The organism is Paenibacillus catalpae, assembly GCF_900112695.1.
Taxonomy (GTDB): domain Bacteria; phylum Bacillota; class Bacilli; order Paenibacillales; family Paenibacillaceae; genus Pristimantibacillus; species Pristimantibacillus catalpae.
On record NZ_FOMT01000006.1, the window covers coordinates 97,272 to 121,243 of the forward strand.

The 23,972-nt window shown below is 49.1% G+C and carries 22 protein-coding genes and 1 pseudogene; 13 read left to right on the forward strand and 10 right to left on the reverse strand.

Going from position 1 to position 23,972, the window contains the following annotated elements:
* Nucleotides 1-82: 82 nt before the first annotated feature.
* Entirely contained in the window at nt 83-1,303 is a 1,221-nt protein-coding gene (locus tag BM200_RS25000) for an MFS transporter (RefSeq protein WP_425434620.1), read from the reverse strand.
* 206 nt (nt 1,304-1,509) lie between these two features.
* On the opposite strand from BM200_RS25000, the gene BM200_RS25005 reads away from it, so the two are divergent.
* From BM200_RS25005 to BM200_RS25015, 3 genes are all read left to right on the forward strand, one after another.
* The gene (locus BM200_RS25005) at nt 1,510-2,091 is read left to right on the forward strand and encodes a TetR/AcrR family transcriptional regulator (protein WP_091189407.1); all 582 of its coding nucleotides are present in this window, start codon (nt 1,510-1,512) and stop codon (nt 2,089-2,091) included.
* Nucleotides 2,092-2,185: 94 nt separating this feature from the next.
* Complete coding sequence (locus tag BM200_RS25010) at nt 2,186-2,788, forward strand: class I SAM-dependent methyltransferase (RefSeq protein WP_091189409.1); 603 nt, start codon at nt 2,186-2,188, stop codon at nt 2,786-2,788.
* Between the two features lie 179 nt (nt 2,789-2,967).
* Nucleotides 2,968-4,221, forward strand: coding sequence for an ATP-binding protein (locus tag BM200_RS25015; protein WP_245773146.1), 1,254 nt, complete (start codon nt 2,968-2,970; stop codon nt 4,219-4,221).
* A gap of 91 nt (nt 4,222-4,312) precedes the next feature.
* On the opposite strand, the gene BM200_RS25020 is transcribed toward BM200_RS25015, so the two are convergent.
* Nucleotides 4,313-4,954: a TetR/AcrR family transcriptional regulator gene (locus tag BM200_RS25020; protein WP_091189411.1), complete on the reverse strand. Its 642-nt coding sequence runs from the start codon at nt 4,952-4,954 to the stop codon at nt 4,313-4,315.
* A 137-nt stretch (nt 4,955-5,091) separates the two neighbouring features.
* Between BM200_RS25020 and BM200_RS25025 the strand changes: the two genes are divergently transcribed.
* Nucleotides 5,092-6,516: an MDR family MFS transporter gene (locus tag BM200_RS25025; RefSeq protein ID WP_091189412.1), complete on the forward strand. Its 1,425-nt coding sequence runs from the start codon at nt 5,092-5,094 to the stop codon at nt 6,514-6,516.
* Between the two features lie 103 nt (nt 6,517-6,619).
* Here the strand turns inward: BM200_RS25025 and BM200_RS25030 are convergent, their stop codons facing one another.
* Nucleotides 6,620-7,711, reverse strand: coding sequence for a GntR family transcriptional regulator (locus BM200_RS25030; protein ID WP_091190085.1), 1,092 nt, complete (start codon nt 7,709-7,711; stop codon nt 6,620-6,622).
* Between the two features lie 292 nt (nt 7,712-8,003).
* On the opposite strand from BM200_RS25030, the gene BM200_RS25035 reads away from it, so the two are divergent.
* The 6 genes and pseudogenes from BM200_RS25035 to BM200_RS25060 all read left to right on the forward strand — a co-directional run bounded on the left by BM200_RS25035 (nt 8,004) and on the right by BM200_RS25060 (nt 13,676).
* Nucleotides 8,004-9,620 (forward strand): xylulokinase, encoded by a 1,617-nt coding sequence (locus tag BM200_RS25035; RefSeq protein ID WP_091190087.1) that lies wholly within the window; start codon nt 8,004-8,006, stop codon nt 9,618-9,620.
* A gap of 2 nt (nt 9,621-9,622) precedes the next feature.
* On the forward strand, nt 9,623-10,318 hold the full coding sequence (locus BM200_RS25040) for an L-ribulose-5-phosphate 4-epimerase (RefSeq protein WP_091189414.1): 696 nt from the start codon (nt 9,623-9,625) through the stop codon (nt 10,316-10,318).
* Nucleotides 10,319-10,344: 26 nt separating this feature from the next.
* Entirely contained in the window at nt 10,345-11,769 is a 1,425-nt protein-coding gene (gene araA, locus BM200_RS25045; protein WP_091189415.1) for an L-arabinose isomerase, read from the forward strand.
* 163 nt (nt 11,770-11,932) lie between these two features.
* Complete coding sequence (locus tag BM200_RS25050) at nt 11,933-12,394, forward strand: phage tail protein (protein ID WP_091189417.1); 462 nt, start codon at nt 11,933-11,935, stop codon at nt 12,392-12,394.
* Between the two features lie 96 nt (nt 12,395-12,490).
* A pseudogene (locus tag BM200_RS25055) lies at nt 12,491-13,207 on the forward strand (AraC family transcriptional regulator); the annotation flags it as partial.
* Between the two features lie 31 nt (nt 13,208-13,238).
* Nucleotides 13,239-13,676, forward strand: coding sequence for a hotdog fold thioesterase (locus BM200_RS25060; protein ID WP_245773147.1), 438 nt, complete (start codon nt 13,239-13,241; stop codon nt 13,674-13,676).
* Nucleotides 13,677-13,759: 83 nt separating this feature from the next.
* Here BM200_RS25060 and BM200_RS25065 read toward each other — a convergent pair whose 3' ends face one another.
* From BM200_RS25065 to BM200_RS25085, 5 genes are all read right to left on the reverse strand, one after another.
* Nucleotides 13,760-14,512 carry an SDR family NAD(P)-dependent oxidoreductase gene (locus BM200_RS25065; RefSeq protein WP_091189420.1) on the reverse strand — a complete coding sequence of 251 codons (753 nt, stop codon included), beginning with the start codon at nt 14,510-14,512 and terminating at the stop codon, nt 13,760-13,762.
* A 22-nt stretch (nt 14,513-14,534) separates the two neighbouring features.
* Nucleotides 14,535-15,497, reverse strand: a complete 963-nt coding sequence (locus BM200_RS25070) for a helix-turn-helix transcriptional regulator (RefSeq protein ID WP_091189422.1) — start codon at nt 15,495-15,497, stop codon at nt 14,535-14,537.
* Nucleotides 15,498-15,543: 46 nt separating this feature from the next.
* Nucleotides 15,544-17,064 (reverse strand): MDR family MFS transporter, encoded by a 1,521-nt coding sequence (locus BM200_RS25075; RefSeq protein ID WP_091189423.1) that lies wholly within the window; start codon nt 17,062-17,064, stop codon nt 15,544-15,546.
* Between the two features lie 212 nt (nt 17,065-17,276).
* Nucleotides 17,277-18,572 carry a UDP-glucose dehydrogenase family protein gene (locus BM200_RS25080; RefSeq protein WP_091189425.1) on the reverse strand — a complete coding sequence of 432 codons (1,296 nt, stop codon included), beginning with the start codon at nt 18,570-18,572 and terminating at the stop codon, nt 17,277-17,279.
* A complete protein-coding gene (locus tag BM200_RS25085) occupies nt 18,569-19,561 on the reverse strand; it encodes a sugar phosphate nucleotidyltransferase (RefSeq protein WP_091189426.1) in 993 nt (330 codons plus the stop codon). Before BM200_RS25085 ends, BM200_RS25080 begins: the two co-directional genes overlap by 4 nt.
* Before the next feature lie 192 nt (nt 19,562-19,753).
* On the opposite strand from BM200_RS25085, the gene BM200_RS25090 reads away from it, so the two are divergent.
* From BM200_RS25090 to BM200_RS25100, 3 genes are all read left to right on the forward strand, one after another.
* A complete protein-coding gene (locus BM200_RS25090) occupies nt 19,754-20,776 on the forward strand; it encodes a glycosyltransferase family 4 protein (RefSeq protein ID WP_091189428.1) in 1,023 nt (340 codons plus the stop codon).
* 1 nt (nt 20,777) lies between these two features.
* Nucleotides 20,778-21,467, forward strand: a complete 690-nt coding sequence (locus tag BM200_RS25095; RefSeq protein WP_091189429.1) for a glycosyltransferase family 2 protein — start codon at nt 20,778-20,780, stop codon at nt 21,465-21,467.
* A gap of 207 nt (nt 21,468-21,674) precedes the next feature.
* Entirely contained in the window at nt 21,675-22,436 is a 762-nt protein-coding gene (locus tag BM200_RS25100) for a glycosyltransferase family 2 protein (protein ID WP_091189431.1), read from the forward strand.
* A 56-nt stretch (nt 22,437-22,492) separates the two neighbouring features.
* On the opposite strand, the gene BM200_RS25105 is transcribed toward BM200_RS25100, so the two are convergent.
* Together BM200_RS25105 and BM200_RS25110 are read right to left on the reverse strand one after the other, a co-directional pair.
* Nucleotides 22,493-23,392, reverse strand: a complete 900-nt coding sequence (locus BM200_RS25105; protein WP_091189434.1) for an aminoglycoside phosphotransferase family protein — start codon at nt 23,390-23,392, stop codon at nt 22,493-22,495.
* Between the two features lie 106 nt (nt 23,393-23,498).
* Complete coding sequence (locus tag BM200_RS25110; RefSeq protein ID WP_091189435.1) at nt 23,499-23,855, reverse strand: DoxX family protein; 357 nt, start codon at nt 23,853-23,855, stop codon at nt 23,499-23,501.
* Nucleotides 23,856-23,972: the final 117 nt, after the last annotated feature.

Consider the following 23,972-nt stretch of genomic DNA (forward strand, 5'->3'; position numbering starts at 1 on the left):
CACCTTACGTTCAAATACCCGATTTGCTAGGATTTAATCGCATCGTCCAAAAAACTGGACCTGAGTTGCAGGTTGAAATGTCTTATGTCCCTGCACGATGGGTCAATGCCCAGAATAGAAGCGCCAAGGCACTGACAATTGCACCTAACAAGCAGACACCGTTCCAGCCTGAGTAAACATAGATACTGGTAGATGCAATTGACCCGGTGGCGCTGCCAATGGAATAGAAAATCATGTAACCAGCCGTAAGCCTACTGCGTGCCTCAGGGCGCAAAGTAAGGATCATGCTCTGATTGGTGACATGTACGGCTTGCACCGCCAGATCAAGAAGGACAATGCCGACGATTAATGCGAGAAGTGAATGATGAGTATAACTTATTGGTAACCATGAAATAAGCAGCAGAATTAGTGCTAGGCCTGTGGTCTTCTGTCCTAAACCTCGATCGGCAAGACGACCTGCTCGGGCTGCTGCTAACGCCCCAGCAACTCCAGCGAGACCAAACGCTCCAATCGCAGTATGTGAAAGAGAAATCGGCGGAGTGCTGAGAGGCAGCACCAGGGAAGTCCATAGTATACTGAAAGCGGCAAAAATCATTAGAGCCAGTGCACCACGGATTAGCAGGATTCGTTCTTGTGCGAACAATGTGAGCAGCGAACGAAGCAACTGGAGGTAGGATAATGATTCTCTTTTATGGTCATCATGCGGCAGCACCCGAAACAATACACATGCCATGATTAGCGTTAATCCCGCAGAGACAAGGTAAACAGAGCGCCAGCCGGCCAAATCCGTTAATACGCCAGCGAAAGTTCGCGCCAGTAGAATACCAATTACAATTCCACTTGTCACAACACCTACGGCACGCCCTCGTTCGGCCGGTGCAGCCAAAGTTGCAGCAAACGCAACAAGCGTCTGTGTTACTACGGCAAGCAATCCAACTACAGCTATGCCTATGAATAACACCATGCTGACGGGCGCGGTGCCAACCACAATCAAGGCCAAAACGGATATTAGCATCTGTCCAGCGATCAGCCAACGCCGATTTAATAAATCTCCTAGGGGTACTAGCAGCAGCAGGCCAAGTGCATAACAAATTTGAGTGATTGTAATAACAATACCGACGGAAGAATGAGTAATACCGAACTCGTTTGAAATGGCATCCAGCAAGGGCTGCGCGTAATAGATGTTGGCGACTGCCATTCCGCAGGCAATTGCAAATAAAAGTGCAACATTACGAGATAACAAAGATGTGGGCACTGATTCTGATGCTATAAGCGCTTTTTGAGCGGGTTCAAACTTCCCCAAAGATAACACCTCCTTAAAATTACGTTTACCATTCGAACAATAGAATACTGATCGGTATGTAATATTTCCTGTTAAATATAACTTTAGGGAAAGTTAGCTGTCAACAGATTCCTGTATAGGACGGAATGCAGCCTAATATTATTGACACAACAAACCTCATACTATAAAATTATAGTATACCGAACGATATGAAAAGAGGGGTTATTATGGCCCGACAACGCGAATTTAATGAGGAAAAGGCATTAGATGCAGCTATGCAGCTATTTTGGGAAAAAGGGTTCGAAGCTACGTCTTTAAGCGACTTGACATCAAGAATGGGCATTCAGCGTCCAAGCATATACTCCACCTTCGGAGACAAGAAAGGATTATTTGAAGCTGCGTTGCGAAAATATACGAGTTCCCATGCAGCCTATATTCGCACCAATCTACAAAACAATTCTTCTGTTAAAGAGGCATTTCGTGCCTTTTTTGAAAATATGGTGGCAAAGGAATATGAGAAGAGTCCGAACTGGGGCTGTTTTTGCATTAATTCGATGGTGGAACTTGCGCCACATGATGAGAAATTTGAAATTCTCACAAGAGAGCATCAGATGTATCTCTCGGTCATATTCCAAGAAACGATTGAACGAGGGATGCGCTCAGGTGAGCTTGATGCCGCTATTAACGCAAAGGGTTTAGCGCAGACACTAGTCATCTCATTAATTGGACTTACTGTGTTCATGAAATCTCGTCCTGAACGAGTATTTGTCGATAATTTTGTAAAAGAAATCCTTACATTGCTAAGATAGAACGCGCGATTGGACTATACAACAGGCCATCCTTCTAGACCTATTTGTTCCACATGAAACAATTTTTATTTAAAGCTGGACTGGAGATGACATAATGGCAAATACAGATAAGTTTGAAATGATTGCTCATACCTATGACAGTCCTGGGAGAATTCAAATGGCTAAGGTATCATCGGATGCCATTCGTGAATTATTAGGTGACGCTAGCAGCAAGAGCGCTATCGATTTTGGTTGTGGAACGGGTCTTGTTGGATTGAACTTGTTAGACGAGTTTAACTCGGTGCTTTTTCTTGATACATCACCAAACATGATTAATCAAATAGAGCAAAAAATTTCTGATCTGAATATTAAGAATGCAAATACATTATGCTTTGATTTTGAACAGGAGGGTCTGTCGGAATTACGTGCTGATTATATCTTCATGGCGCAGGTTCTTCTCCATATTCCTGATGTGGAATTCGTGTTATCACGATTATTTGATGTTCTTAATGAGGGAGGACATTTAATGATCGTCGATTTTGACAAAAATGAAAATGTCGTTTCGGATATGGTTCATAACGGATTTGATCAAGCTGAACTAGCTGATGTGATGACTCGAATAGGGTACAACAATATTCAATCCAAAACTTTTTATCAAGGAAATAAAATATTCATGGCACAAGATGCCTCGATGTTTATTCTCGATGCTCAAAAATAAGGTTTAAAACGGACATATATCGCGAGATCAAAAGAGGGCCGCCCGCAAAAGGGCGGCCTTTAAATGTTGCTTAAAGCAAAAAATGTTCAGTCTTTTCAGTATAGTAAAACTGCTTGTATACTAAGAGCATGTCTGTAATATTCGCACAAAATATGCCAGTATAATTCAAGCTGGATTCATTGACTCGGCTGTTTCAGGATCAGATGTATCGGGTTTCCGTTCATAAAACCTTGCAAAATCCGGGCTCCTATATCTTCGGGAAAAAGAATCAATTAAAGAAAGTATTTTTCAACCTGCTGAAGAATGCCTTTGAGGCCATTCCCGAAAACGGATCTATCTATATTGCGCACATGTCAACCGAGAACGAAGTGATTATTTCTATCCGGGACACCGGAGTCGGTATTCCGCAGGAAAAGCTCGGATTGCTGGGCACGCCTTTTTACACGACAAAAGAGAATGGCACCGGCATGGGATTGACCCTCGTTTTCTCCGTCATTTATCAGCATAATGGCTCGATCGAAGTGCAAAGCTCGGAAGACGGCGGTACCCAGTTCACGATTACGTTCCCCAAGGAGACCAACAAGATTGGAGTAAAAGAGGTGATTTATCTGGAGTTAGAGGCGACAATGAGTCTCAAAGATTTCTTTGTTGTGAATCGGAGTAATTTCGAACAACGGTTGTTGCTGGAAGCAGTCAACGTCCGAGATAAAATTGACGAAATTCTTGCCATCGGCAATATCAACTTGCTGGATAACGCGCATAAGCTGGTGCTCTTCATCATTGACGGAAAAGAGCATGAGGCAATCGCCTTTGCCAAACGTGAAGGAATCACTTGGGCGAAACATTCGCTCACCCTCGCATTCAAGCTGGAATGGGTTCAAGCGGTAAGGCGCGTCTTGTGGGATTTCCTGTACAATTATGACCGTCTGAACAATCACAACGACAGCAAGGAACATTATTATAGCATGGAGAAGAGCATTAACCAGTTAATGGACCAATTCCTCAACCAGTTCTTTATCAGCTATTCCCAATTCAAAGACGATCTCATTCGGGCGCAGCGGGAAATGGTGGAGGATCTTTCCGTCCCGATTATTCCATTGACGCGGGCGACTTCCATTTTGCCTCTGATCGGCGCGATTGACGGGTTCCGGGCCAATACCATCGAAGACAAAGTCATTTCACAAATCGGCAATAACCGGATTGAAACGTTAATCATTGATTTGTCGGGCGTAATGGAAATGAATGAAGATGTCGTTAAGCAGTTTATCAGCGTATTTGACGGGATCAATATGATGGGCTGCCAACCAATCGTTACCGGGCTCAGGCCGGAGGTCGTGAAGATGATGATTCGGTCGGGACTGTCCTTCGAGCAAAAAGCAATAACGAAAGGAACGCTTCAGCAAGCGCTGGAGGATCATTTAACAGCGCGGTAGCCTTGGGCTTGCACTGTGTGATAATCATAAAGGAAATATTTTGAAATACGTCCATATCAAAAGAAAAGAAGGCTGAACCGAGGCAAACGGTTCAGCCTTCTTTGTTAGGCTTTCGCACGAGAGGCAGGAAAATGTGATCTACAATCTCGATGACGGCCTCATCGGTCAGCGGCGTGTGAGTCGTGAGTATCTCGAGCCGCACCAGGTCAATGGGAAGGGTAACGACGCGCTCCGGCAGTTGCCCGAGCTCGACCTCGCCTCTCTGCTCGGCGCTCCGCAAAATGTTCATCATGGCGATGGAGAGCGGATCCTCCGCTCTTGGCGACAATGTCAGCTTGGCATGAGCCTCGTCCCCGTGGAGATCGACCATCAGGCCGTGAATCGTCTCGGCTCCAATGAGCTGCATCGGCTTGATGATTCGCTCCAGCAATTCCAGTACGTCTTCTCTAAGGCTGCCCGTATCGGGAGCGTCGAGGGAAGGCTTAGGCATATGCTTGATTATCGAGGAGATGATCAGCTTCGCTTTGCTGGGCCACCTGCGGTAGACGGCAGTCTTATTAGTCTGTGCCCGAATGGCGACGGCTTCCATCGTCAGCTTGGGATAGCCGGTTTCCTGCAGCTCGTCCCACGCAGCAGACAAAATGGCGTTCTCCAGAACATCTCCGCGTCTCCGCGATCCTCCTGCTTGTTGTTTCTCCTTATTCCTATTGCGATCTTGCGGTGATTCCGGCATATCGGGTTCCTCTCCCAAGATGTATTAGATCTTAGACTTATCTAAATAGTATATTGCATTTTCGCTAGAATTATAATATTGTATTTCAATAAGGTACGGTACGTACCGTACTCTAAATAACAAAGAGGTGAGCGACAATGGCCCAGAGCCAAGCGGTGGCAGTCAAGCCTCCCAAAGAAAAAATCGATCCAGGTATTTTGAAAGTCGCCCTTATTCTTGTTCTCGGCGCGATTGTTCCTCTTCTGGACTCGACGATGATTAACGTAGCGATCAATACGCTTACGCTAGACTTGCACAGCTCGGTGTCAGCGACACAATGGGTGATCACGGGTTACGTGCTCACGATGGGGCTTGCGGTTCCGATGTCGGGATGGGCGATTCAACGCTTCGGGGGGAAGAACGTGTATCTGTTCTCATTATGGGTGTTTCTCGTCTCTTCGATATTGTGCTCCCTGGCATGGAACACCGGCAGCCTGATCGGCTTCCGGTTATTGCAAGGAGCAGGAGCGGGGTTGCTTATCCCTACGATACAGAACGTGCTCGTACAATCGGCGGGTGGGAGCAATCTTGGAAGGCTGATCGCGATTATCAGCATTCCTACGCTGATCGGCCCGATCCTCGGTCCGGTTATTGGTGGACTGATAATGGACAACATGAGCTGGCGCTGGATCTTCTACGTGAACATCCCGATTATGCTGGTTGCGCTCTGGTTATCATGGCGGCACATTCCGAAAGGCGAAGCTGCCATAAGTAAGCCGAGACTGGATGTAATCGGGCTTCTGCTATTGTCCCCGGCGTTTGCTGCACTTATCTATGGCATCTCGGAGATCAGCTCCGCAGGGGGGCTGTCGTCGGCAGGGGCGCTTGTTCCTCTGGCGGCCGGAATCGTATTGATGGCTGTATACATCACGTACGCCTTGCGTTCGAAGCAGGCTCCGCTGGTCGATTTGCATCTATTCCGTTCCAGGCATTTCTTGTCGTCGAACGTTATCTTGTTCTTCTCGAGCATGGTCATGAATGGGGCGCTTCTGCTGCTCCCGCTGTATTATGAGCAGGTCCGCGGCGAGAGCGTGCTGACGACGGGGCTTCTCTTGATTCCACAGGGGATTGGGATGCTGCTCACGAGGAGCTGGATCGGGGGGATGACGGACCGGGTCGGTTCCCGAAGCATCGTGCTCGTAAGCCTAGCAGTAACACTGGCGGCCTCCGTTCCGTTCGCCTTTGCCGGAACGGACACGAGCCATATCCTGCTAGGCGCGGCGCAGCTTGTACGCGGGGCGGCCATGAACGGAATCTTCATTCCGATTATGGTATCCGCGTATGAGGGATTGCGGAAGGAACAAATTCCGCATGCAAGTATTTCAACGCGGATCTTCCAGACGATTGGGGGCGCATTCGGCTCGGCCGTCTTGGCGACAGTCATCAGTCATCAAACGACAAGCGGTACGGAAGCGAATCTTGCTTCGCTCGCCGATGCGTATCAAGTTGCATTCTGGTGGTCGGTCGGGTTTGCGGTGGTCTCCATGCTTCCAGTGATGTTCTTGTCTAATCGCAAAAAATAACCGGAACAGAGCACCGACTTGAAACCTGGTCTCTTAGCTTATGTTCAGAGAAGGAAGCAGACAAGGGGCATGGCAGATTAATCCGCCATGCCCCGGTTCATGTCTATTCCACTTCAATGGCTTTAACAGTCTCGCCCTCGATAAATACGGGCTGGTAGTAGGTGCTGGCAGGCAGGTCTTTTTTGCCTTGCAGGTTCTTAATCACCCAGTCCGCAGCGTCGCGGCCCATCTGTTCTTGAGGGTGGGTCAGCGTCGTTAGCTTGATATTCGCGTTTTTGGCGATATAGGAATTGTCCTGGCCAATGATGGACAACTCGTCTGGAATGGAGATCCCCAGCTTCCGGCAGACATGTACGACTTCCAGGCCAACTTCGTCGTTGTAACATACAAGGGCAGTCAAGTCATCCCGGTTGTCGTTCAAATACGCTTCCAGGTTAGCGGACAGGTCCGGCTTGGTCGCCGTATCGAAAGAAAGCACATGCTCTTGCTGGAACCGCAGCTTGGCTTCCCCAAGAGCTTTAATGAACCCCTTCATTCTAAACTTCCCTTGCAAATCATCCATCTTCGCAATAATGCCGATCTGGGTATGGCCTTTGGCTATCAGCTCCCGGGTTGCGAGATAGCTGGACTGTACGTCGTCCAGACAGAAGAACGGAACCTCTAGCTCTTCATAATAGGCATTAATCATCGTGAGCGGTACCTCCTGCTCCTTAAAAGACAGGTAGTAAGCGATATTCGGGTTGTAAACATTGCTTCGGGTAGGTTCTATAATCAGTCCGTCCACGCCGTAGGACAGCATCATTTCAAGCGCCTTTTTTTCCTGGGAGATATCGTTATTCGTGCTGGCTAACAGCAAGGAATAGTTATCTTCGTTTAAACGGCTTTCAATGCCGCGGATAATGGAGGGGAAGATGTAGTCCGAGATATAGGTGGTGATGACGCCAATCGTTTTATTTGTCGTTTTCCCACCCGTTCTGGAACGGTATTGGGCGCTGACGTAGGTGCCGGATCCTTTCTCGCTTCGCAGGAACCCCTCGTTCGACAGCTCCAGAATCGCCTTTCTAACCGTCTGCCGGCTAACGTTGTAATCTTCCTGCAAAGCAAGCTCCGAAGGGATTTTCTCGCCTGCTTTGTAAGTTCCCGATAGAATATTGCTTTTAATATCATCTATGATTATTTGGTACTTTGGCTTCATGTCATTCACTACTTTCATCATCCTTCATAAAGTTGTACGTACACATTCTAGCATAGATTGCATGGAATGCAAATGCAGTCCTATTTGTCGAAAAGAGATCGAATAGGGAAGTCATTTCGACTCATGTAGGTATAACTATTAGACTATATTGACAAATGTACGTACAGAAAATATACTAAGGCTGTTAATTAGAGAAAGCGCCTTCTTTCCATCGAGCAACAGGTTCGATCGGAATCAGACTATACAAATCGTATCCGTGTAAATTAGGAATAGAAAGGGGACATCCGTGATGATGAATCATGCAGACCTGAAAGAAGCGATCATTAAGGGGGAAACCTCGCTAGGCATCGAACTCGGATCTACGCGGATCAAAGCGGTGCTGATTGACCGTCGTTTCGAGACCATCGCATCGGGAAGCTATGAGTGGGAGAATCTGCTGAAAGACGGATATTGGACGTACAACCAGGAGGATATTATTACAGGCCTTCAAACCGCTTATCGTGAGCTGAAGCAGGATGTGGAACAGAACTACGGGGTCACCCTCAAGACCGTGGGTTCGATCGGGTTTTCCGCTATGATGCATGGCTATATGGCATTCGACAGCGCAGGCGAGCTGCTGGTGCCGTTCCGGACTTGGCGCAATGCAACTACAGATGCCGCAGCGAGGGAGCTAACGGAATTATTCCAATTTAATATCCCAGAGCGTTGGAGTATCGCCCATTTGTACCAAGCGATATTAAACCAAGAGGACCATGTGCCCCGCATTCACTACGTAACGACGCTGTCGGGATACATCCACTGGATGCTGACCGGCAATAAAGCGATTGGCATTGGCGATGCATCCGGCATGTTCCCGATTGATGAATCCATTCATAATTACCATCCATCGATGGTTAAGCAATTTGATGAACGAATCGCATCCAAAGGCTATCCGTGGAAGCTTGAGGATCTTCTTCCTAAAGTATATCTCTCCGGCGAGCAAGCCGGTGATCTAACGGAGGCTGGGGCCCGCCTTCTGGACCCGGCAGGGGATTTGCAGTCTGGTATTCCGCTATGTCCTCCAGAGGGCGATGCCGGCACAGGCATGGTTGCGACGAATAGCGTCAGGAAGCGTACAGGCAACATTTCTGTCGGCACTTCCGTATTTGCGATGATTGTACTCGAGAAGGAAATATCCAAGGTTTATCCGGAGATCGATATGGTTACGACGCCGGACGGCAGTCCGGTCGGCATGGTGCATGCCAACAACTGTTCCAGCGATCTTAACGCCTGGATGGGATTGTTCCGCGAATTCTCCGAAGCCATGGGCTTAGGCGCAGATTCCGGCAAGTTGTTCAGCGTGCTGCTGAATAAAGCCTTGGAAGCCGACCCGGATGGCGGCGGTTTGCTTAGCTACGGTTATCTTTCGGGCGAGAATATTACCGGCATCGACAAAGGTCGTCCGCTCTTCGTCCGCTCGCCTGAAAGCAACTTTAATTTGGCCAATTTCATGCGGACGCACTTATTCACTGCTTTTGGTGCATTAAAGCTTGGCATGGATATTTTGACGGAGAACGAGGATGTCGCTATCGACAGCATTTTGGCTCATGGCGGTTTATTCAAAACCCCTGTCGTGGGACAAAAAATACTGGCCGGCGCTCTGAACGTACCGATCTCGGTTATGTCCACGGCTGGCGAAGGCGGGGCATGGGGCATGGCGCTTCTGGCTTCTTACCTGGTCAACAAGGATCAGGAAGAGAGTCTGGACAACTTCCTTGCGCAGAAGGTCTTTAAAGATGTCGAGGGACTGGAGATTGCTCCGGATGCCAAGGATGTAAAAGGGTTTGAAGCCTTCATTAAACGATACCAGGCAGGGCTTGCCATCGAACAAGCTGCTGTAGACCATCTGCTGGAGAACGGGAGGGACTAACGTTGTTAGAACAACTGAAAGAAGAAGTATATGAAGCAAATCTGGATTTGCCGAAGCACGGACTTGTGAAATTTACATGGGGCAATGCGAGCGCCATCGACCGGGATAGCGGGCTGTTCGTCATCAAACCAAGCGGAGTCAGCTATGAAAAGATGAAACCAAGCGACATGGTCGTTGTTGATCTTGACGGTAATGTGGTCGAGGGAGAGATGAGACCGTCCTCAGATACCGCGACTCACGCCGTGTTGTACAAACATTACCCGCAAATCGGCGGCATCGTGCATACGCATTCCACCTGGGCAACCATCTGGGCGCAAGCGGGGCTGGATGTGCCGGTTATGGGAACAACGCATGCGGACACCTTCTACGGCGCCGTGCCTTGCGCCCGTTTCTTGAACCAAGCGGAGATCGACCGGGGCTACGAAGCGGAGACAGGCCGTGTCATTATCGAAACGTTCGAGCAGCGCGGATTGGATATTATGGCTGTTCCGGCTGTCCTGCTTCAAGGACATGCGCCTTTCACTTGGGGGAAAGACGCGAAATCTGCTGTCGTGAACAGTGTCGTGCTGGAGGAAGTCTGCAAGATGAATTTGTACGCGCGGCAATTGAATCATTTTGCCAAAGAGCTGCCGCAAGGCATTCTGGATAAGCACTATCTTCGGAAACACGGGAAAGACGCCTACTACGGGCAGAAGTAAGCCCTAAACAGATTATAGAAAAGAGGATGATTAAGATGGCAGAAAAACAATTTTGGTTCGTTGTAGGTTCGCAGCATCTGTACGGAGAAGTAGCACTGGCTGAAGTAAAAGCTCACGCGCAAACAATGACCGACGCCCTGAATAAAAGCGGTGTGCTCCCTTATCCGCTTGTCTTGCAGGATCTGGCTGTCACCGCGGATAAAATTACAAGCATTATGAAAGAGGTCAACTATCGCGATGAAGTAGCGGGTGTTATTACATGGATGCATACGTTCTCGCCTGCAAAAATGTGGATTCGCGGCACGAAATTGCTGCAGAAGCCTCTGCTTCACCTCGCAACCCAGTTCAATGAAAGCATTCCTTGGGCAACGATTGACATGGACTTCATGAACCTGAACCAAGCCGCTCACGGCGACCGCGAATACGGCTTTATTAATGCCCGTCTGAAGAAACAAAATAAAATCGTCGTAGGCTATTGGGAACGTCCGGCAGTGCAGCAGCAGATTGCGGACTGGATGGACGTAGCGGTTGCTTATAACGAAAGCTTCAACATCAAGGTTGCCCGTTTCGGCGACAACATGCGTAACGTAGGCGTAACCGAAGGGGACAAGGTTGAAGCTCAAATTCAATTCGGATGGACCGTAGACTACTATGGTATCGGCGACCTCGTGCAATACGTAAATGCCGTTACCGAGCAAGAGATCGATGATCTGATGGGCCAGTATGCGGAGCTCTACGAATTCGATTATGGCACAAACAGCAAAGAAGCTTGGGAAGCGAGCGTAAGAATCCAGGCGGGCTATGAAATTGCCATCAAACGTTTCCTGGACGAAAGAGGGTATAATGCCTTCACGACAAACTTCGAAGATTTGCATGGCATGAAGCAGCTCCCGGGCCTTGCTGTCCAACGCCTGATGGCACAGGGCTACGGCTTTGCCGGTGAGGGCGACTGGAAGACAGCCGCACTCGATCGCTTGATGAAAGTGATGAGCCGCAATCAAAACACGGGCTTTATGGAGGATTACACGTACGAGATGGCGGCAGGTCAGGAATCGATTCTGCAATCCCATATGCTTGAGGTAGATCCAACCCTGGCAAGCAATCAGCCAAAAATCATTGTTTCCCCGCTCGGAATCGGCGATCGTGAAGATCCGGCGCGCCTCGTATTCGACGGCAAAGCAGGCGAAGGCGTTGTTGTATCGATGGCGGACTTTGGCACTCATTATAAATTGCTGATTAACGAGGTTTCCGCATTCGAACCTACGGTTCCGGCTCCTAAGCTTCCTGTGGCACGCGTACTCTGGAACGTGAAGCCAAACTTCCAGGACGGAGTGAGAGCTTGGATCGAGAATGGCGGCGGCCACCATACCGTTGTTTCCTTGAACCTGACAACAGACCAAATCGTGACGTACGCGAAGCTGGTTAACTTGGAATACGTCGTTATTAAATAAGGAATAATGATAAAACCGTTTCTTTGTAGATAGATGCTTCCAATTCTATTTACCAAGAAACGGTTTTTTTGTCGTTAGCACAAATGATAATGGTGAGTTATAATATCTGGTAGATAAGAGAACTAATTAGAAGTTTGTGTATGTGCAAAAAAGGAGGATAATAATGTCGTATATTGTTGGTTTTAAGAATGTGTCTACCGTTGGTTTAGAGTCTTCGCCTGTAGTAGAAACGCTTGCCGGTTTGCGAGCAAATGAAGCCCGTTACTTCATGACCAAATACAAGCATGAGTTTACGGTCGTACCGGCTAGCGAAAGTCAGGAAGCCCTTGATTATGTGAACCGGATTTTGAAGGAACGTAATATTGAGTTTGCCGCCAAACCTCTGGAAACATCGCAGTTTCAAGTGGAGAACATTAAATTTACATACGTCTTTTATGAGGATGGGCTTGCGCTTAATGTGATGTATACGGTTGATGACCCCAAGAAGCGGGCGGTTGGCTTTAAGCTTTCGGAGGGGATGGAGGTACCGCAGGAGTTAGAAGGAAAATTTAAGTTTGCCAGACAGAAGTCGAAACTGGCCGGAACCATTCGGGGCTCGTTTTTTGTCATTAAAGGGGAATATTAATCGAGCAGCCTGTCCAAAACTAAAAAGGTTTGGACAGGCTTTTCTATAGGAGAATGACTTGTATGCTTAAGTGAAAATATGGTTGGGGAGTGCGGAATGAATAAAACAAGAGAAGCTGAGGTTATACAGTTAAAAAACAGGAACAGAGGGCTGTTTGAACAGGATGTATTGAACCTGCTGAACGGTCAAGCGATGTATGATGAGTTCAGTAATAAAAGACTTATGGGAGATTCGGATTATGCCCCGTTCAATGAGGCGATGTGTGTAAACGCGACTACGGTCTCTATCTTCGATCATGCGTTTATTCAAACGAGAGCATCGGGACATCACGAATCTGTAGAAAATTACAGCGATAAAGTCATAAAGCCCTTATATAATCTGTTTAACAAAAGCTATAATAATATCGTTTTATGGTTTGGGGAAGATATGTTTTGTCAGATGAATCTTCTAACGATCCTTGCCTATTTGGAACAGTCTCGATATAAAGGGAAGGTGTTTTATAATAGGTTTAGAGAGAATGAGTTCAAGGTAAGTCAAACGGAGCTAACTTTAGGCCGTTATTATTCCGTCTATGTAGACGTATTGGTCAATCATAGGAAGCCAGCACATGAGCTGCCTCCAGTGATGGATCAGGCCATAGAGTTGTTTTTGGAGATGCAGACAGCCGATAATGCCGTCACAAAATATATTTCAAACCATAAACATTTACCTGTGTCCGAATTGCTGGAGCGGTTATTTGAGGTTTTCCCAAACGTAGGCTATGGGGATACACAATATATAGAGCTGATTGAAAATCAAAACAATTCAAAGTAAGAGATTGACAGCAGGAGAGGGAGATTCCGAAATGAACAACAACAATGACAACCACTTCATGTTAAGCGAGGACGTATCCTACGAAAAAACGATGTTTGGTGCACTGGGCATGCGTGTCACCGAATGTACGGGAGAACGCGTTGTTGCTACGATGCCGGTTGGTCCGGCTACCTGGCAATATTTTGGCGTCCTGCACGGAGGCGCATCGGTAGCTCTTGCCGAGACGGTGGCGAGCGTGGGCACGTACAATTTGATTGACAAGGAGACCCAGCTGGCTGTAGGCATGGAGATTAACGCGAACCATATTCGCTCCAAGCAGGATGGGATGGTTACCGCGGTTGCGACGCCTTTGCACAAAGGACGCACAACAATGGTTTGGGATATTAAGATTACCGACGAGGAAGACCGGCTGATCTGCGTTTCGCGCTGTACGGTAGGAATTATTCCGAAAGTCCGGGAGAGCAGGTAAGTCCATTTTACATACAGGACATGGCAAGCCGGAAAAAGGATGGCTCATCGCCATCCTTTTTCATATTACGTTCATTAAGTGACTTATTCCATAACAAGACCGCCGGTTACGGGCGTATAGGTTCCTGTCAGGAATCGGGCGCCGTCTCCGGCGAGAAAAGAGATCATACCTGCCACATCTTCCGGTTCTGCGATTCGGCGGAGCGGCGTGAGGCTCCCTATGACGCGGCCCTCATCCTCGGAGATGGTAAAAGGCCCATCGGTTCTAACGAAGCCGGAGGCGACGACATTGGCAGTGATCCCGTCGGGTCCAAATTCTTGCGCGATATATCGGGCAAACGCATCAAGTCCGCCCTTTGCCGTGCCAAATGCGATATACGGAGGGGAAGGATCCTTGCCTTCCGTGCTGGACAGATAGATAATCCTGCCGAATTGCTGCGCCGTCATCACCGGGATGACGGCCTTCGTTGGCTCAAACGCCGCTTTCAATTCCCCGGTCAGCTGTTGTTCGAATGAATCCCAGGAGAGCTCCGCAAAAGAGGCAGCCTCCGCGCTATGACTCGCATTGCATACGAGAACATCGATACGTCCGAAGGCATGCATCACAGCGTCCGCCAATCGCTCCATTTGCTCGCTGCTGCGCGGATCCGCCGGAATCGACACAGCCTCGCCGCCATGCGCCACAATCTCGGATACGATGGCTTCAGCGGACAACTCATTTCCAAAGCAGCCTACAATAACCTTTGCTCCCTGTTTCGCGAGCTGCAAGCATGTTGCCTTCCCAATCCCGCTGGTGCCCCCGATTACAATCGCTACTGTTCCATGTAAGGACATCATGATCAAACCTCCCTCTCTGAACTTATTCCTTATTCAGCCCCTCATACTGACTTGCAATGTCGAGTGCCAGTTGTCTCACTTTTGCAGCTATGGAAGCGGGCTCAAGTACAATAACATCAGTCATATAGTGGAGTACGGAACGGATCAGCCAATGTTCGCTAGAGTACGTCATGCGCACAATGAGCTGACCGTCCGGCATTCGTTCGATATTCTTTTCATCAAAATGGTCCATCACGGACACGGCAGCCGATGCTTTAAACCGAAGGACGGCAGAAATTCCTTCGTTCGCCTCGTTCCTCGCGGGTGCCTTCCATCTGTCATTCAGCTGCGCAAGCGACTCCTCGCGGCGAATGAAGGTGCCGGCTTGGATGCCGAGTTCCCGAATACGCGTCAGCTTAAAAATGCGATAATCGTCGCGAAGGCGGCAATAGCCGTGAAGGTACCAAGCATAGTTCTTGAGCACAAGGGCCATCGGCTCCACCTCGCGCTCTTGTTCGCCGCCGGCTCTGCTTGTGTACGTGAATCGGATGAGCTTCCGGTCATTTACCGCCTGGCGAAGCGAGTCATACCGGCTTTGGTCTTCCTCGCTGTTTTTCCAAGGGGTGAAGTCCACATGAATGCGGTCTCCTTCTCCGGTCCGGCCCTGCTCAGCCTGCGCGACCATCGCGCCAACTTTGTTGAGAAGGAGATCCATATTCGAGCGGTCATAAGCCTTTGTAGACTCGAGACCGCGAAGCGCAGTGGAGAGGGCGGTCAGCTCATCGAAGGACAGCAGCTGCCGATCCAGCCTGAAGCTGTCCATAATCTCATAACCGCCCTCCATGCCGGTATAGGAGACGATGGGAATGCCGGCCTGACCGAGCGAATCGAGATCGCGATAAATGGTGCGCAGAGACACTTCAAGCTGTTCTGCCAGCTCTTGCGCTTGCACCCGCTTTCGATTAAGCAGCAATATCGTAATGGTCATTAATCGTTCAAGCTTCATGATCATCTCTCCTAAGCCGGCATGCTGCAGCTAGCCGATCTATAAATTAATGTGCGGTTGCTAGTTCTTCGCCTTCTTCGACGGGTTCCATTTTATCCTTCGTCATCAGGAATGCCGCGATCAGCGCCAATGCGGCAGGAACCAGGCTCCAGGCAAAGGTTGCTCCAATGGAGCTCGACAGCCCTGCGGTAATGGTGTCCAGAAGCTGAGGATCGACCGTTTGGCGAAACGCGGGATTCAGCAGGGCATGAGGGTCGCTTAAGTTCAAGTCGGAAGGGACTGCTGCGTTACCGTTGCCAAGCGAATGACTAAGCTTCGAGAGCAGGCTATGGCTTTGAACGATTCCGAAAATGGTAATGCCAAGCGACATACCAAGCGAGCGGTTGAAATTTAACGTCGAGCTTGCCGCACCGCGCTGCGCCGCAGGGAACGTATGAAGCACAGAGGTGCTTAATACCGAGAAGGAAGCGCCAATCCCAAGACCGATCAGAATCATAATCCCCGTAATGGAAAGTCGAGAAGATTCTACCGTAATTTGCGAGAGAAGGGCAAGGCCCGTCAGCAGGATCGCCAGCGTCCCGACCATAATGGTCCGGTATTGCAGCTTTGTCATCAGAAATCCACCCAGAGTGGCGGTGACAACCGAACCCATCATCATGGGCAATAAGGTCAGACCGGAATTAGAGGCAGAGCCGCCAATGACGCCTTGCACGTAGATCGGTATAAAAATCGCCGCTGTCATGTATGCCGCGCCGCTGAGCATGGCGACCAGATTGCTCGTCGCGTACAGTCTGCTGCGGAACAAGCGGAACGAGATGATCGGCTCCGCGGCGTTTTTCTCGACCCATACAAGCAAGAAAGCAAGAACGGCAAATCCGGCGAACAGTCCGATAATTTGCGGAGAATCCCAGGCATACGTTTTGCCGCCCAGCTCAAGTCCGAATATAAAGCAGACGACAGCTCCTACGAGAAGAACAGAACCCGCCCAGTCGATCTTTTGCCGCGAATGCGCAGCCGATTCCTTATAGAACAGGGCAATCATGAGCAGGGCAATGAAGCCGAGCGGCAGATTGATGTAGAAGATCCACGACCAATTGAGATGATCGGTAATGTACCCGCCAAGCAGCGGGCCAACGACGCTCGACAGACCAAATACCGCTCCGAATGCGCCCATCATTTTTCCGCGATCCTTCGGTGACACGACATCGAACAAAATCGTAAACGCAATGGACACCATCGCTCCGGCTCCAACCCCTTGCACGGCCCGGTAAATGCTTAACTCTACGATGGATTGCGCCATTCCGCACAAGGCGGAGCCAATCATAAACACAATAATCCCAAAGATGAAGAATCGCTTGCGGCCGTACATATCGGACAGCTTGCCGAAGATCGGCATGCAGGCCATTTCCGCGACCATATACGCGGTGGTGACCCAGACGAATTTGTCGAGCCCTCCCATCTCTCCCACGATTGTACCGATTGCCGTTGATACAACCGTGTTGTCCATAGACGCCATTAGAATGGCAAGCAATAATCCTCCAACGATGGCCGCGAGTTTGTTTTTCATAAATACTCATTCCTTTCTTCTACCTGAATGGATGGCTTAACAATCATCTGAGATCATCATAAGCTACCCTTGTTGACAACTGTCTGTCAGGGAAGAAAGACTACTGTTGGCAAATCGCATAAAAATGTTAAAAAGTCCACTTTATAAAAAAATAAAAAAGCCGCGGTATACGCGACTTCAATAGTAGTATACATATGCTTGTTGTCCGACAATCAATGATCGCCGCCGATGCCTTGATAATAATACCCGATTCCGCGCATCCGCTTAGCATCGAGCATATTACGCCCGTCAAAGAAGTTGGGTTGCCTGAGAAGCCTCTTCGCTTTCTTCCAATCCAACTGGCCGAACTCGGGCCATTCCGTGCATAGTATAATCGCCTCCGAGCCTCGCAATGCTTCTTCGGCTGAGGAACAGACCTTCACCGCCCTGTAGGAAGCGTGCCCCGGTAAAGCCGCAATCGGATCAAACAACTGAACGTTGGCCTGTTCGAGCAGCAATTGATCGATAATCCTTATAGCCGGCGCTTCCCGAATATCGTCCGTATCCGGCTTGAATGCAAGTCCCAGTACCGTAATGTTCTTGCCCGCAAAGCCCCCCAGCCGCAACCGCGCCTTGTCAAGCAAATAGGTGTACTGCGTGCGATTGACCTCTATGACTCCCTCCAGGATACGAAGATTTACATGATGCTTTCTTGAAGTCATAACCAATTCCGAGACATCTTTAGGAAAACAGGAACCTCCATACCCTAAGCCGGCTTGTAGAAAGCTTGACCCGATCCGGGGATCAAGGCCCATCCCTTCGGCAATCTCTTTTACGTTGACCTCCAGCTCGTCGCAGAGCTTTGCCAGCTCGTTCATATACGATATTTTCGTTGCGAGAAACGAATTGGAAGCATACTTGATAAGCTCTGCGGTCCTCGGCTTGGTTATGATCCAAGGGCATACAAAAGAGCTATATAGCCTTTGAAGCTGCTCGGTTGCCCGCTGACTATCGGTGCCGATCACGATACGGTCGGGCCGCAATGCGTCTTCGACGGCCTTGCCTTCCCTCAGAAATTCGGGATTGGAAGCGACATCGAATGGAATAGCCTCTTGCTGCGCTGCTGCTATCCACTTTTTGATTTGCTCTTGCGTTCCGACGGGAACAGTGCTTTTCGTGACGATGAGTTTATAACCTTTCATAGAACGCCCGATATCCTTAGCCGCTTGCCCAATGTAGCGCAGGTCCGCGCTTCCATCCGGCAGCGATGGCGTTCCGACGCAGAGGAATATAACGTCGTGTTCTTTAATGGCGGTTTCCTTATCCGTTGTAAACTGCAATCGGCTGCTTTTCACATGCTTGGCAATCATGTCTTCGAGGCCAGGTTCGTGAAAATGCAGGCGTCCCTGTCTCAGCCGTTGGATTTTGCCCGCATCGATATCAAGTCCGGTTACTTGCCAGCCGATCTCGGCAAAAACCATTGCGGTTGTGGCCCCTACATAACCCGTACCGATAATCAAAATTTTCAAGGTTCTGTCACCTCTTTATCAATGAGTACCCCAGAAACGATAGAATGTTCGCCGATAACAACATTTTTAATAGGGAATGTGAGATCTTTCATATGAACCCCATTCAATATAATGCTGTTCTCGATTTGACAGTTTTCCAGCTTGGAGCCTGCGCCAATCGAAACGTAAGGGCCGACCTGGCAATCCTTCAGCACGCAGTCTTTCTCGATCGATACCGGTTCCACAATGGTGCAGCGCTCCAGCCGGACAGAGTCGTGAACCCGTTTCTTTAATGCCTTTGCGTCCAGCAATTTTTGATTGGCCAGCAGCCATCGATCCATCGTGCCTACGTCGATGTTCAATTGGTCGGTAACATGGTAAGCGACGGCATGCTGCTGGTCGATCAACCACTGAATCGCATCCGTTATTTCATACTCGCCCCGCTTAGAGGGCGTAATTTCGTCGACCGCGTCGAAGATCTCTTTCGTAAACGCGTAACCCCCTAATACCGCCAAATTAGACTTCGGATGCGCCGGCTTCTCTTCCAGACCTATGATGCGCGAATCTTGGATCTCCGCGATGCCGTAATCCTGAGGGACCGCAACTTCCGCGAGCAGCAAGGATGCCTGTACACCCCCAAACTCGACGTCGCTCTTCAGATCGGATAACGGAGCGGAAATCAAATTATCCCCCAGAAGAAGCAGGAACGCATCGCCTGATATATAGTCTTTCGCTTGTTTTAGTGCATTCGCGATTCCCTTGGCCTCATGCTGATAGATGTACGTGATCGAGATGCCAAGTGCTTCTCCCTCGCCGAATTGCCCGCGAATGTCGGCTTCTTGGGATGGATGAATGACTACGCCGATACGATCTATTCCAAGCTCCATTAATTTTACGATTGATAATTGCAACAGCGGCGTATTAGCGACAGGTATAAGCGTCTTTGGAAGATTATTGGTAAACGGATATAAGCGGCTCCCTTTCCCTGCACAGAGAATTAGTCCTTTCAATGCTTCTCACCTCTTTCTATCAACTTCTATTATTCTATTAAAATGGCTTTCACTTGGTATGGGCCATATCCTGTACGCGGTGTAATTTAGGACGATGAAATTGGTGAAAGCGCCGTGCCCTGCACAGGAGTCCATTCATATCCTACAAGGAATGCCTATGGGAAGTTATTGACCTAAGGAGTTGAGAGACATTTGAGAATTGCTCAGATATCGACGAATACAATTCCTGTGCCACCGAAGGATTACGGGGGCACGCAGCGCGATGTGCATTATTTAACGGAAGAGTTGGTCAACCGGGGGCATGAAGTAATTCTGTTTGCCAAAAAAGGATCGACCTCGAATGCGACCCAAACGTTCGAATACGAGTCGGATGATCCGAAGGAGCAGCTGGACTTCATTATTAAAAACCTCCCGCCAGACGTGGATATCATACACGATCACTACGGCATCGTGGCGAAAGCGAATCCGCCTATTCCGACGATCAGCAACTCCCATTCCAAAGGGATCAAGGGAAACGTGCAGCTTCGGGTATACGTCAGCAAATTCATCCTTCGCAAATACGGAAAACAAAAAGGCTATGCTGTCCATAATGGCATCCGCTTGGAGGATTACACGTTTACGAAAGACAAACAGGATTACCTGCTCTTTATGGGAAGATTGATCAAGGAGAAAGGCGTCCACCTCGCCATCAAGGTTGCCAAGAAAACAGGCATGCGGCTTATAATAGCCGGCACACTAAACGACAAAACCTATTTCAATGCTAAGATCAAGCCTCATCTTGGCAAAAAAATCAGCTATATCGGCCCCGTCGGAGGAGACCGCAAACGCGAGCTGCTCGCTAATGCAAGCTGCGTCTTGTTCACGTCGACTTGGGATGAACCCTTTGGACTAGTTCTCATCGAGGCGCTGGCCAGCGGCACGCCAGTTCTAGGCTTTAAGAAAGGCGGCGTTGCCGAGGTGCTTAAAGGAATGCCTCAGCTCCTATGCAGAACGACATCCGATATGGCGATGAAGGTCAAGTACCGCAAGCGGCTGCCCGCAGCCCGCGAATGCAGACGCTATGTCAGAGACCGCTACTCCGACAGCATCATGACCGATCGATTCCTAAGTCTGTATCAAAAAATCATCGATAAAAGATTGTACAAAATCAAAAAAAATACATTATGGAACCGTCGCAAAGCCAAGCTTCTAGCCGCGCCTAAGGAGATGGGTTAAGATGATCACCGTAATCGCATGTACGATGAGATCCTCATTCATCGATAACGTATTCGAGAATTACGACCGGCAGCTTTGGAAGGACAAACAAATGATTATCGTCTTGAATAACGACAGTATGGATATCGAGCCCTATCAGGAGCGGGCAAGCCAATACCCGGAGAACGAAGTCAGAGTGATTCAACTTCCCCAAAAATATAAGCTCGGCAAATGCCTGAACCACGCCATCAATCTAGCCGAGGACGGCATCATTGCCAAGTTTGACGATGACGATTACTACGGACCCAAATTTTTGCGCGAAGCTGCCCGTGCAATCAAAAGCGGCAAAGCGTCTATCGTAGGCAAACATACCGCCTACATTTATTTCGAGGCAACTAGTGCGCTGATGGTTTTCCGCAAAGGGGGCGAGAAGAAATACCAGCGCAGCATCAAGGGCGGCACGCTGGTCTTCCGGAAATCGGTCTGGAAGCGTGTCCCGTTTCCCGAGTTCAAAAAGGTCGGCACGGATTCCGGCTGGGTCGGGCGGTGCGTCCGCAGAGGATTTCGTGTATATTCCTTATCCAAGCGGCACTATGTTTGTATTAGAAGAAAAGATACCAAAAGCCATACGCAAAAGAAAAGCACGCGCCTCTACATGTCGCACTGCAAGCTTATTCGCAAGACGAAGCATTACACACGTTACGTAAACTAGGCTTGGCATGCACAGTAACGCACGCAAGGTCAACCCGCCTTCAGGAGTTGACCTTGCCCGGCCGAGTGACGGTTACGACGTAATCTGATTGCATGCTTTCATTTTATCCTCTTTTTCAGACACTACTATAAACTATGATTCGAGATGCTAGTCGGTCTATGCGCATAGCCTGTTCTAGATTTAATATTTTTATAGGGGACGAAGACAATGTTCGAGAATACGAATGCAGGCGTAACGATCATTACTTCGACCATTCGAACGGAGCACATGACGGATATATTCGACAACTACAACCGTCAGGAATGGCCCGCCAAAGAACTGATCGTGACCGTCAACGACAACGATATCGCGTTGCTTCCATATAAAGAACTTGCGCGGCAGTATGACAACGTCCGCGTCTTTCGCGTCGATGGACGCTTGAATCTTGGCGCATGCCTGAACTACGCGGTTGCCCGCGCCCGTTATCGCTATATTGCCAAATTCGACGACGACGATTACTACTCGCCTCATTATCTGGATGAAGCTATGTTTTTGTTTTCCAAGAAGAATGCAGATGTCGTCGGTAAACGCTCCTGTTATTTCTTCTTCCCTCACCGCTCGGTCCTGCTGCTGCGCAAAACGACCGTAAAGCCTTACGGGCGATGCAGACGTATCGCAGGGGCCACCATTATGTTTCACAAACGGGTATTCAAGAAAGTCTCCTTCTCGACGAAGCTGGTTGCCGGTTCCGATGCGCGATTCGTCCAAGACTGCCTGAAGCAAGGCTTCAAGGTATTCACGACCTCTTCCTATAACTTCGCCGCTTACCGCCGCGCGAATCGTAAATCGCACACCTGGCAAGTATCGGAGCAGCAGCTGCTCTCTTCGAAAGGCGCCACGATCATACGCACCGCGGACTTCAAGCCTTATGTGGATCGGACGATCCTGCAAGGCGGAATGGAATCAGTCCAAAGCGACTTGGGGGTGTAATGGGGGGAGATTGCATAAAAATGATTAAAGGCCATCCGTTTGGATGGCCTTATCATTTACCGCTGCAAAATAGGCGGTGAACCCGATTTGTAGTCTTGAACAATGACATCAATGACGCGTTTGCCCCAACCACTGGCTTCCGAGCCCTGCTCATTCCAGGCGTAGGTGATGAGTGCTTTCCACAAAGCCCATCCGCGCGCGCGGTCAACCGTATCCGGGTCAACATTCATGCAACGCAGAAATACCCCACGGCTTTCGTCATCGAAAAAGTTCCATGCCATCACCAGATCGCTTGATGGATCGCCAACGCCCATGGTTCCAAAATCAATGACGCCGGACAACCGGCCATCCTGTACGAGCAGATTGCCTACCGCCACGTCGCCATGCAGCCACTGCGGTGCCGCTTCATATTTCGTCGCTAGGGCAAGCTCCCAGATTTCCGTTAATAGCTTTTGATCGTATTGACCGGTCAGCTTCTCAATGACAGATCTTGTATCTCCATCGTAAACCGCTAAATTTCCGCCGCGATGAAAGTTTTGTATGCCTGCCGGTATGCCGTTTGTGGCATCGATAGCCTGCAGTTCCTTCAGAAAGCCCGCGAGATCCTCGGCAAATTCGTTAAGATTGCGTATGTTGGCATTCGAGACGGTATCGCCTTCAATCCACCGGTTAACGGACCAGGGAAGGGGATATTCGTCCGTTGGCTCGCCTTTTGCAACGGGAGCCGGAATGGGCAAGGAAAGAAGGGGCTTAAAAACGGGAAGCCATGTCACTTCCTTCTCAACGGCCGAGGCGTATCGCTCATGGCTCGGCAGACGAACCGTCATTTCGTCTCCCAGCCGGTAGGTGCGGTTATCGTGCCCGCTTTTTTCCACAGGCTTTATCTCTAAATCCCTCCACTCGGGAAATTGGCTGTTGATTAATTGACGAACAAGGCCAGTCGTAATTTCAATCATTTCCTTCGCCTCCTTCCATACAAGTCGATGCAACGTAATTGTACATAGATCATAACAATCCGCCGCGGACATATCAAAGGATAAAACGGCTATACACAAGCAACGTCTAAAGAAAACGACCGATCGCAACAACTGCCGCTAACAAGATGAAGACAGCATTCACCCCGATTTCCCGGTATTCCTTGCGCGTAAGATGAAGGACTGCGCCGAATAATACGACTGCGGCAAGCGCGGTTGCGGCAATTGGGGCCAATACAGGCGCAACGTTCAAAGCCTGAGGCACGATGAGTCCAATTGCTCCAAGTAATTCTGCTAACCCGATAAAGACGACAAGCCCTTTCGGAACGTCTTTTGCCCATCCCCACGACGCTTTGGCTTTGTCATGCTGAAACGCCTTTAACCATCCTGAGTAGACAAAAGCAAGAGCTGCAAGCCCTTGAAAAACCCAAAGTGTAATATTCATGAATAGTGTCAACCTCCCGATCCCTTTTTAGCTAGCCTCTAAGGTATAATAGACCCAACCAATCGGATCGAGGAAGTAGGCACTTTATCTAAACAAAGGTAATAAAAAGTTACCTAG

Bases quoted from the DNA above. Each gene is read 5' to 3' on its own strand.
- BM200_RS25075 (WP_091189423.1), bottom strand. From the start codon at position 17,064: ATGAAAAACAAACTCGCGGCCATCGTTGGAGGATTATTGCTTGCCATT.
- BM200_RS25060 (WP_245773147.1), top strand. From the start codon at position 13,239: ATGAACAACAACAATGACAACCACTTCATGTTAAGCGAGGACGTATCC.
- BM200_RS25030 (WP_091190085.1), bottom strand. From the start codon at position 7,711: ATGAAGCCAAAGTACCAAATAATCATAGATGATATTAAAAGCAATATT.
- BM200_RS25065 (WP_091189420.1), bottom strand. From the start codon at position 14,512: ATGATGTCCTTACATGGAACAGTAGCGATTGTAATCGGGGGCACCAGC.
- BM200_RS25105 (WP_091189434.1), bottom strand. From the start codon at position 23,392: ATGATTGAAATTACGACTGGCCTTGTTCGTCAATTAATCAACAGCCAA.
- BM200_RS25110 (WP_091189435.1), bottom strand. From the start codon at position 23,855: ATGAATATTACACTTTGGGTTTTTCAAGGGCTTGCAGCTCTTGCTTTT.
- araA (WP_091189415.1), top strand. From the start codon at position 10,345: ATGATTAAGATGGCAGAAAAACAATTTTGGTTCGTTGTAGGTTCGCAG.
- BM200_RS25025 (WP_091189412.1), top strand. From the start codon at position 5,092: ATGGCCCAGAGCCAAGCGGTGGCAGTCAAGCCTCCCAAAGAAAAAATC.
- BM200_RS25095 (WP_091189429.1), top strand. From the start codon at position 20,778: ATGATCACCGTAATCGCATGTACGATGAGATCCTCATTCATCGATAAC.
- BM200_RS25035 (WP_091190087.1), top strand. From the start codon at position 8,004: ATGAATCATGCAGACCTGAAAGAAGCGATCATTAAGGGGGAAACCTCG.
- BM200_RS25005 (WP_091189407.1), top strand. From the start codon at position 1,510: ATGGCCCGACAACGCGAATTTAATGAGGAAAAGGCATTAGATGCAGCT.
- BM200_RS25100 (WP_091189431.1), top strand. From the start codon at position 21,675: ATGTTCGAGAATACGAATGCAGGCGTAACGATCATTACTTCGACCATT.
- BM200_RS25070 (WP_091189422.1), bottom strand. From the start codon at position 15,497: ATGAAGCTTGAACGATTAATGACCATTACGATATTGCTGCTTAATCGA.
- BM200_RS25020 (WP_091189411.1), bottom strand. From the start codon at position 4,954: ATGCCGGAATCACCGCAAGATCGCAATAGGAATAAGGAGAAACAACAA.
- BM200_RS25010 (WP_091189409.1), top strand. From the start codon at position 2,186: ATGGCAAATACAGATAAGTTTGAAATGATTGCTCATACCTATGACAGT.
- BM200_RS25050 (WP_091189417.1), top strand. From the start codon at position 11,933: ATGTCGTATATTGTTGGTTTTAAGAATGTGTCTACCGTTGGTTTAGAG.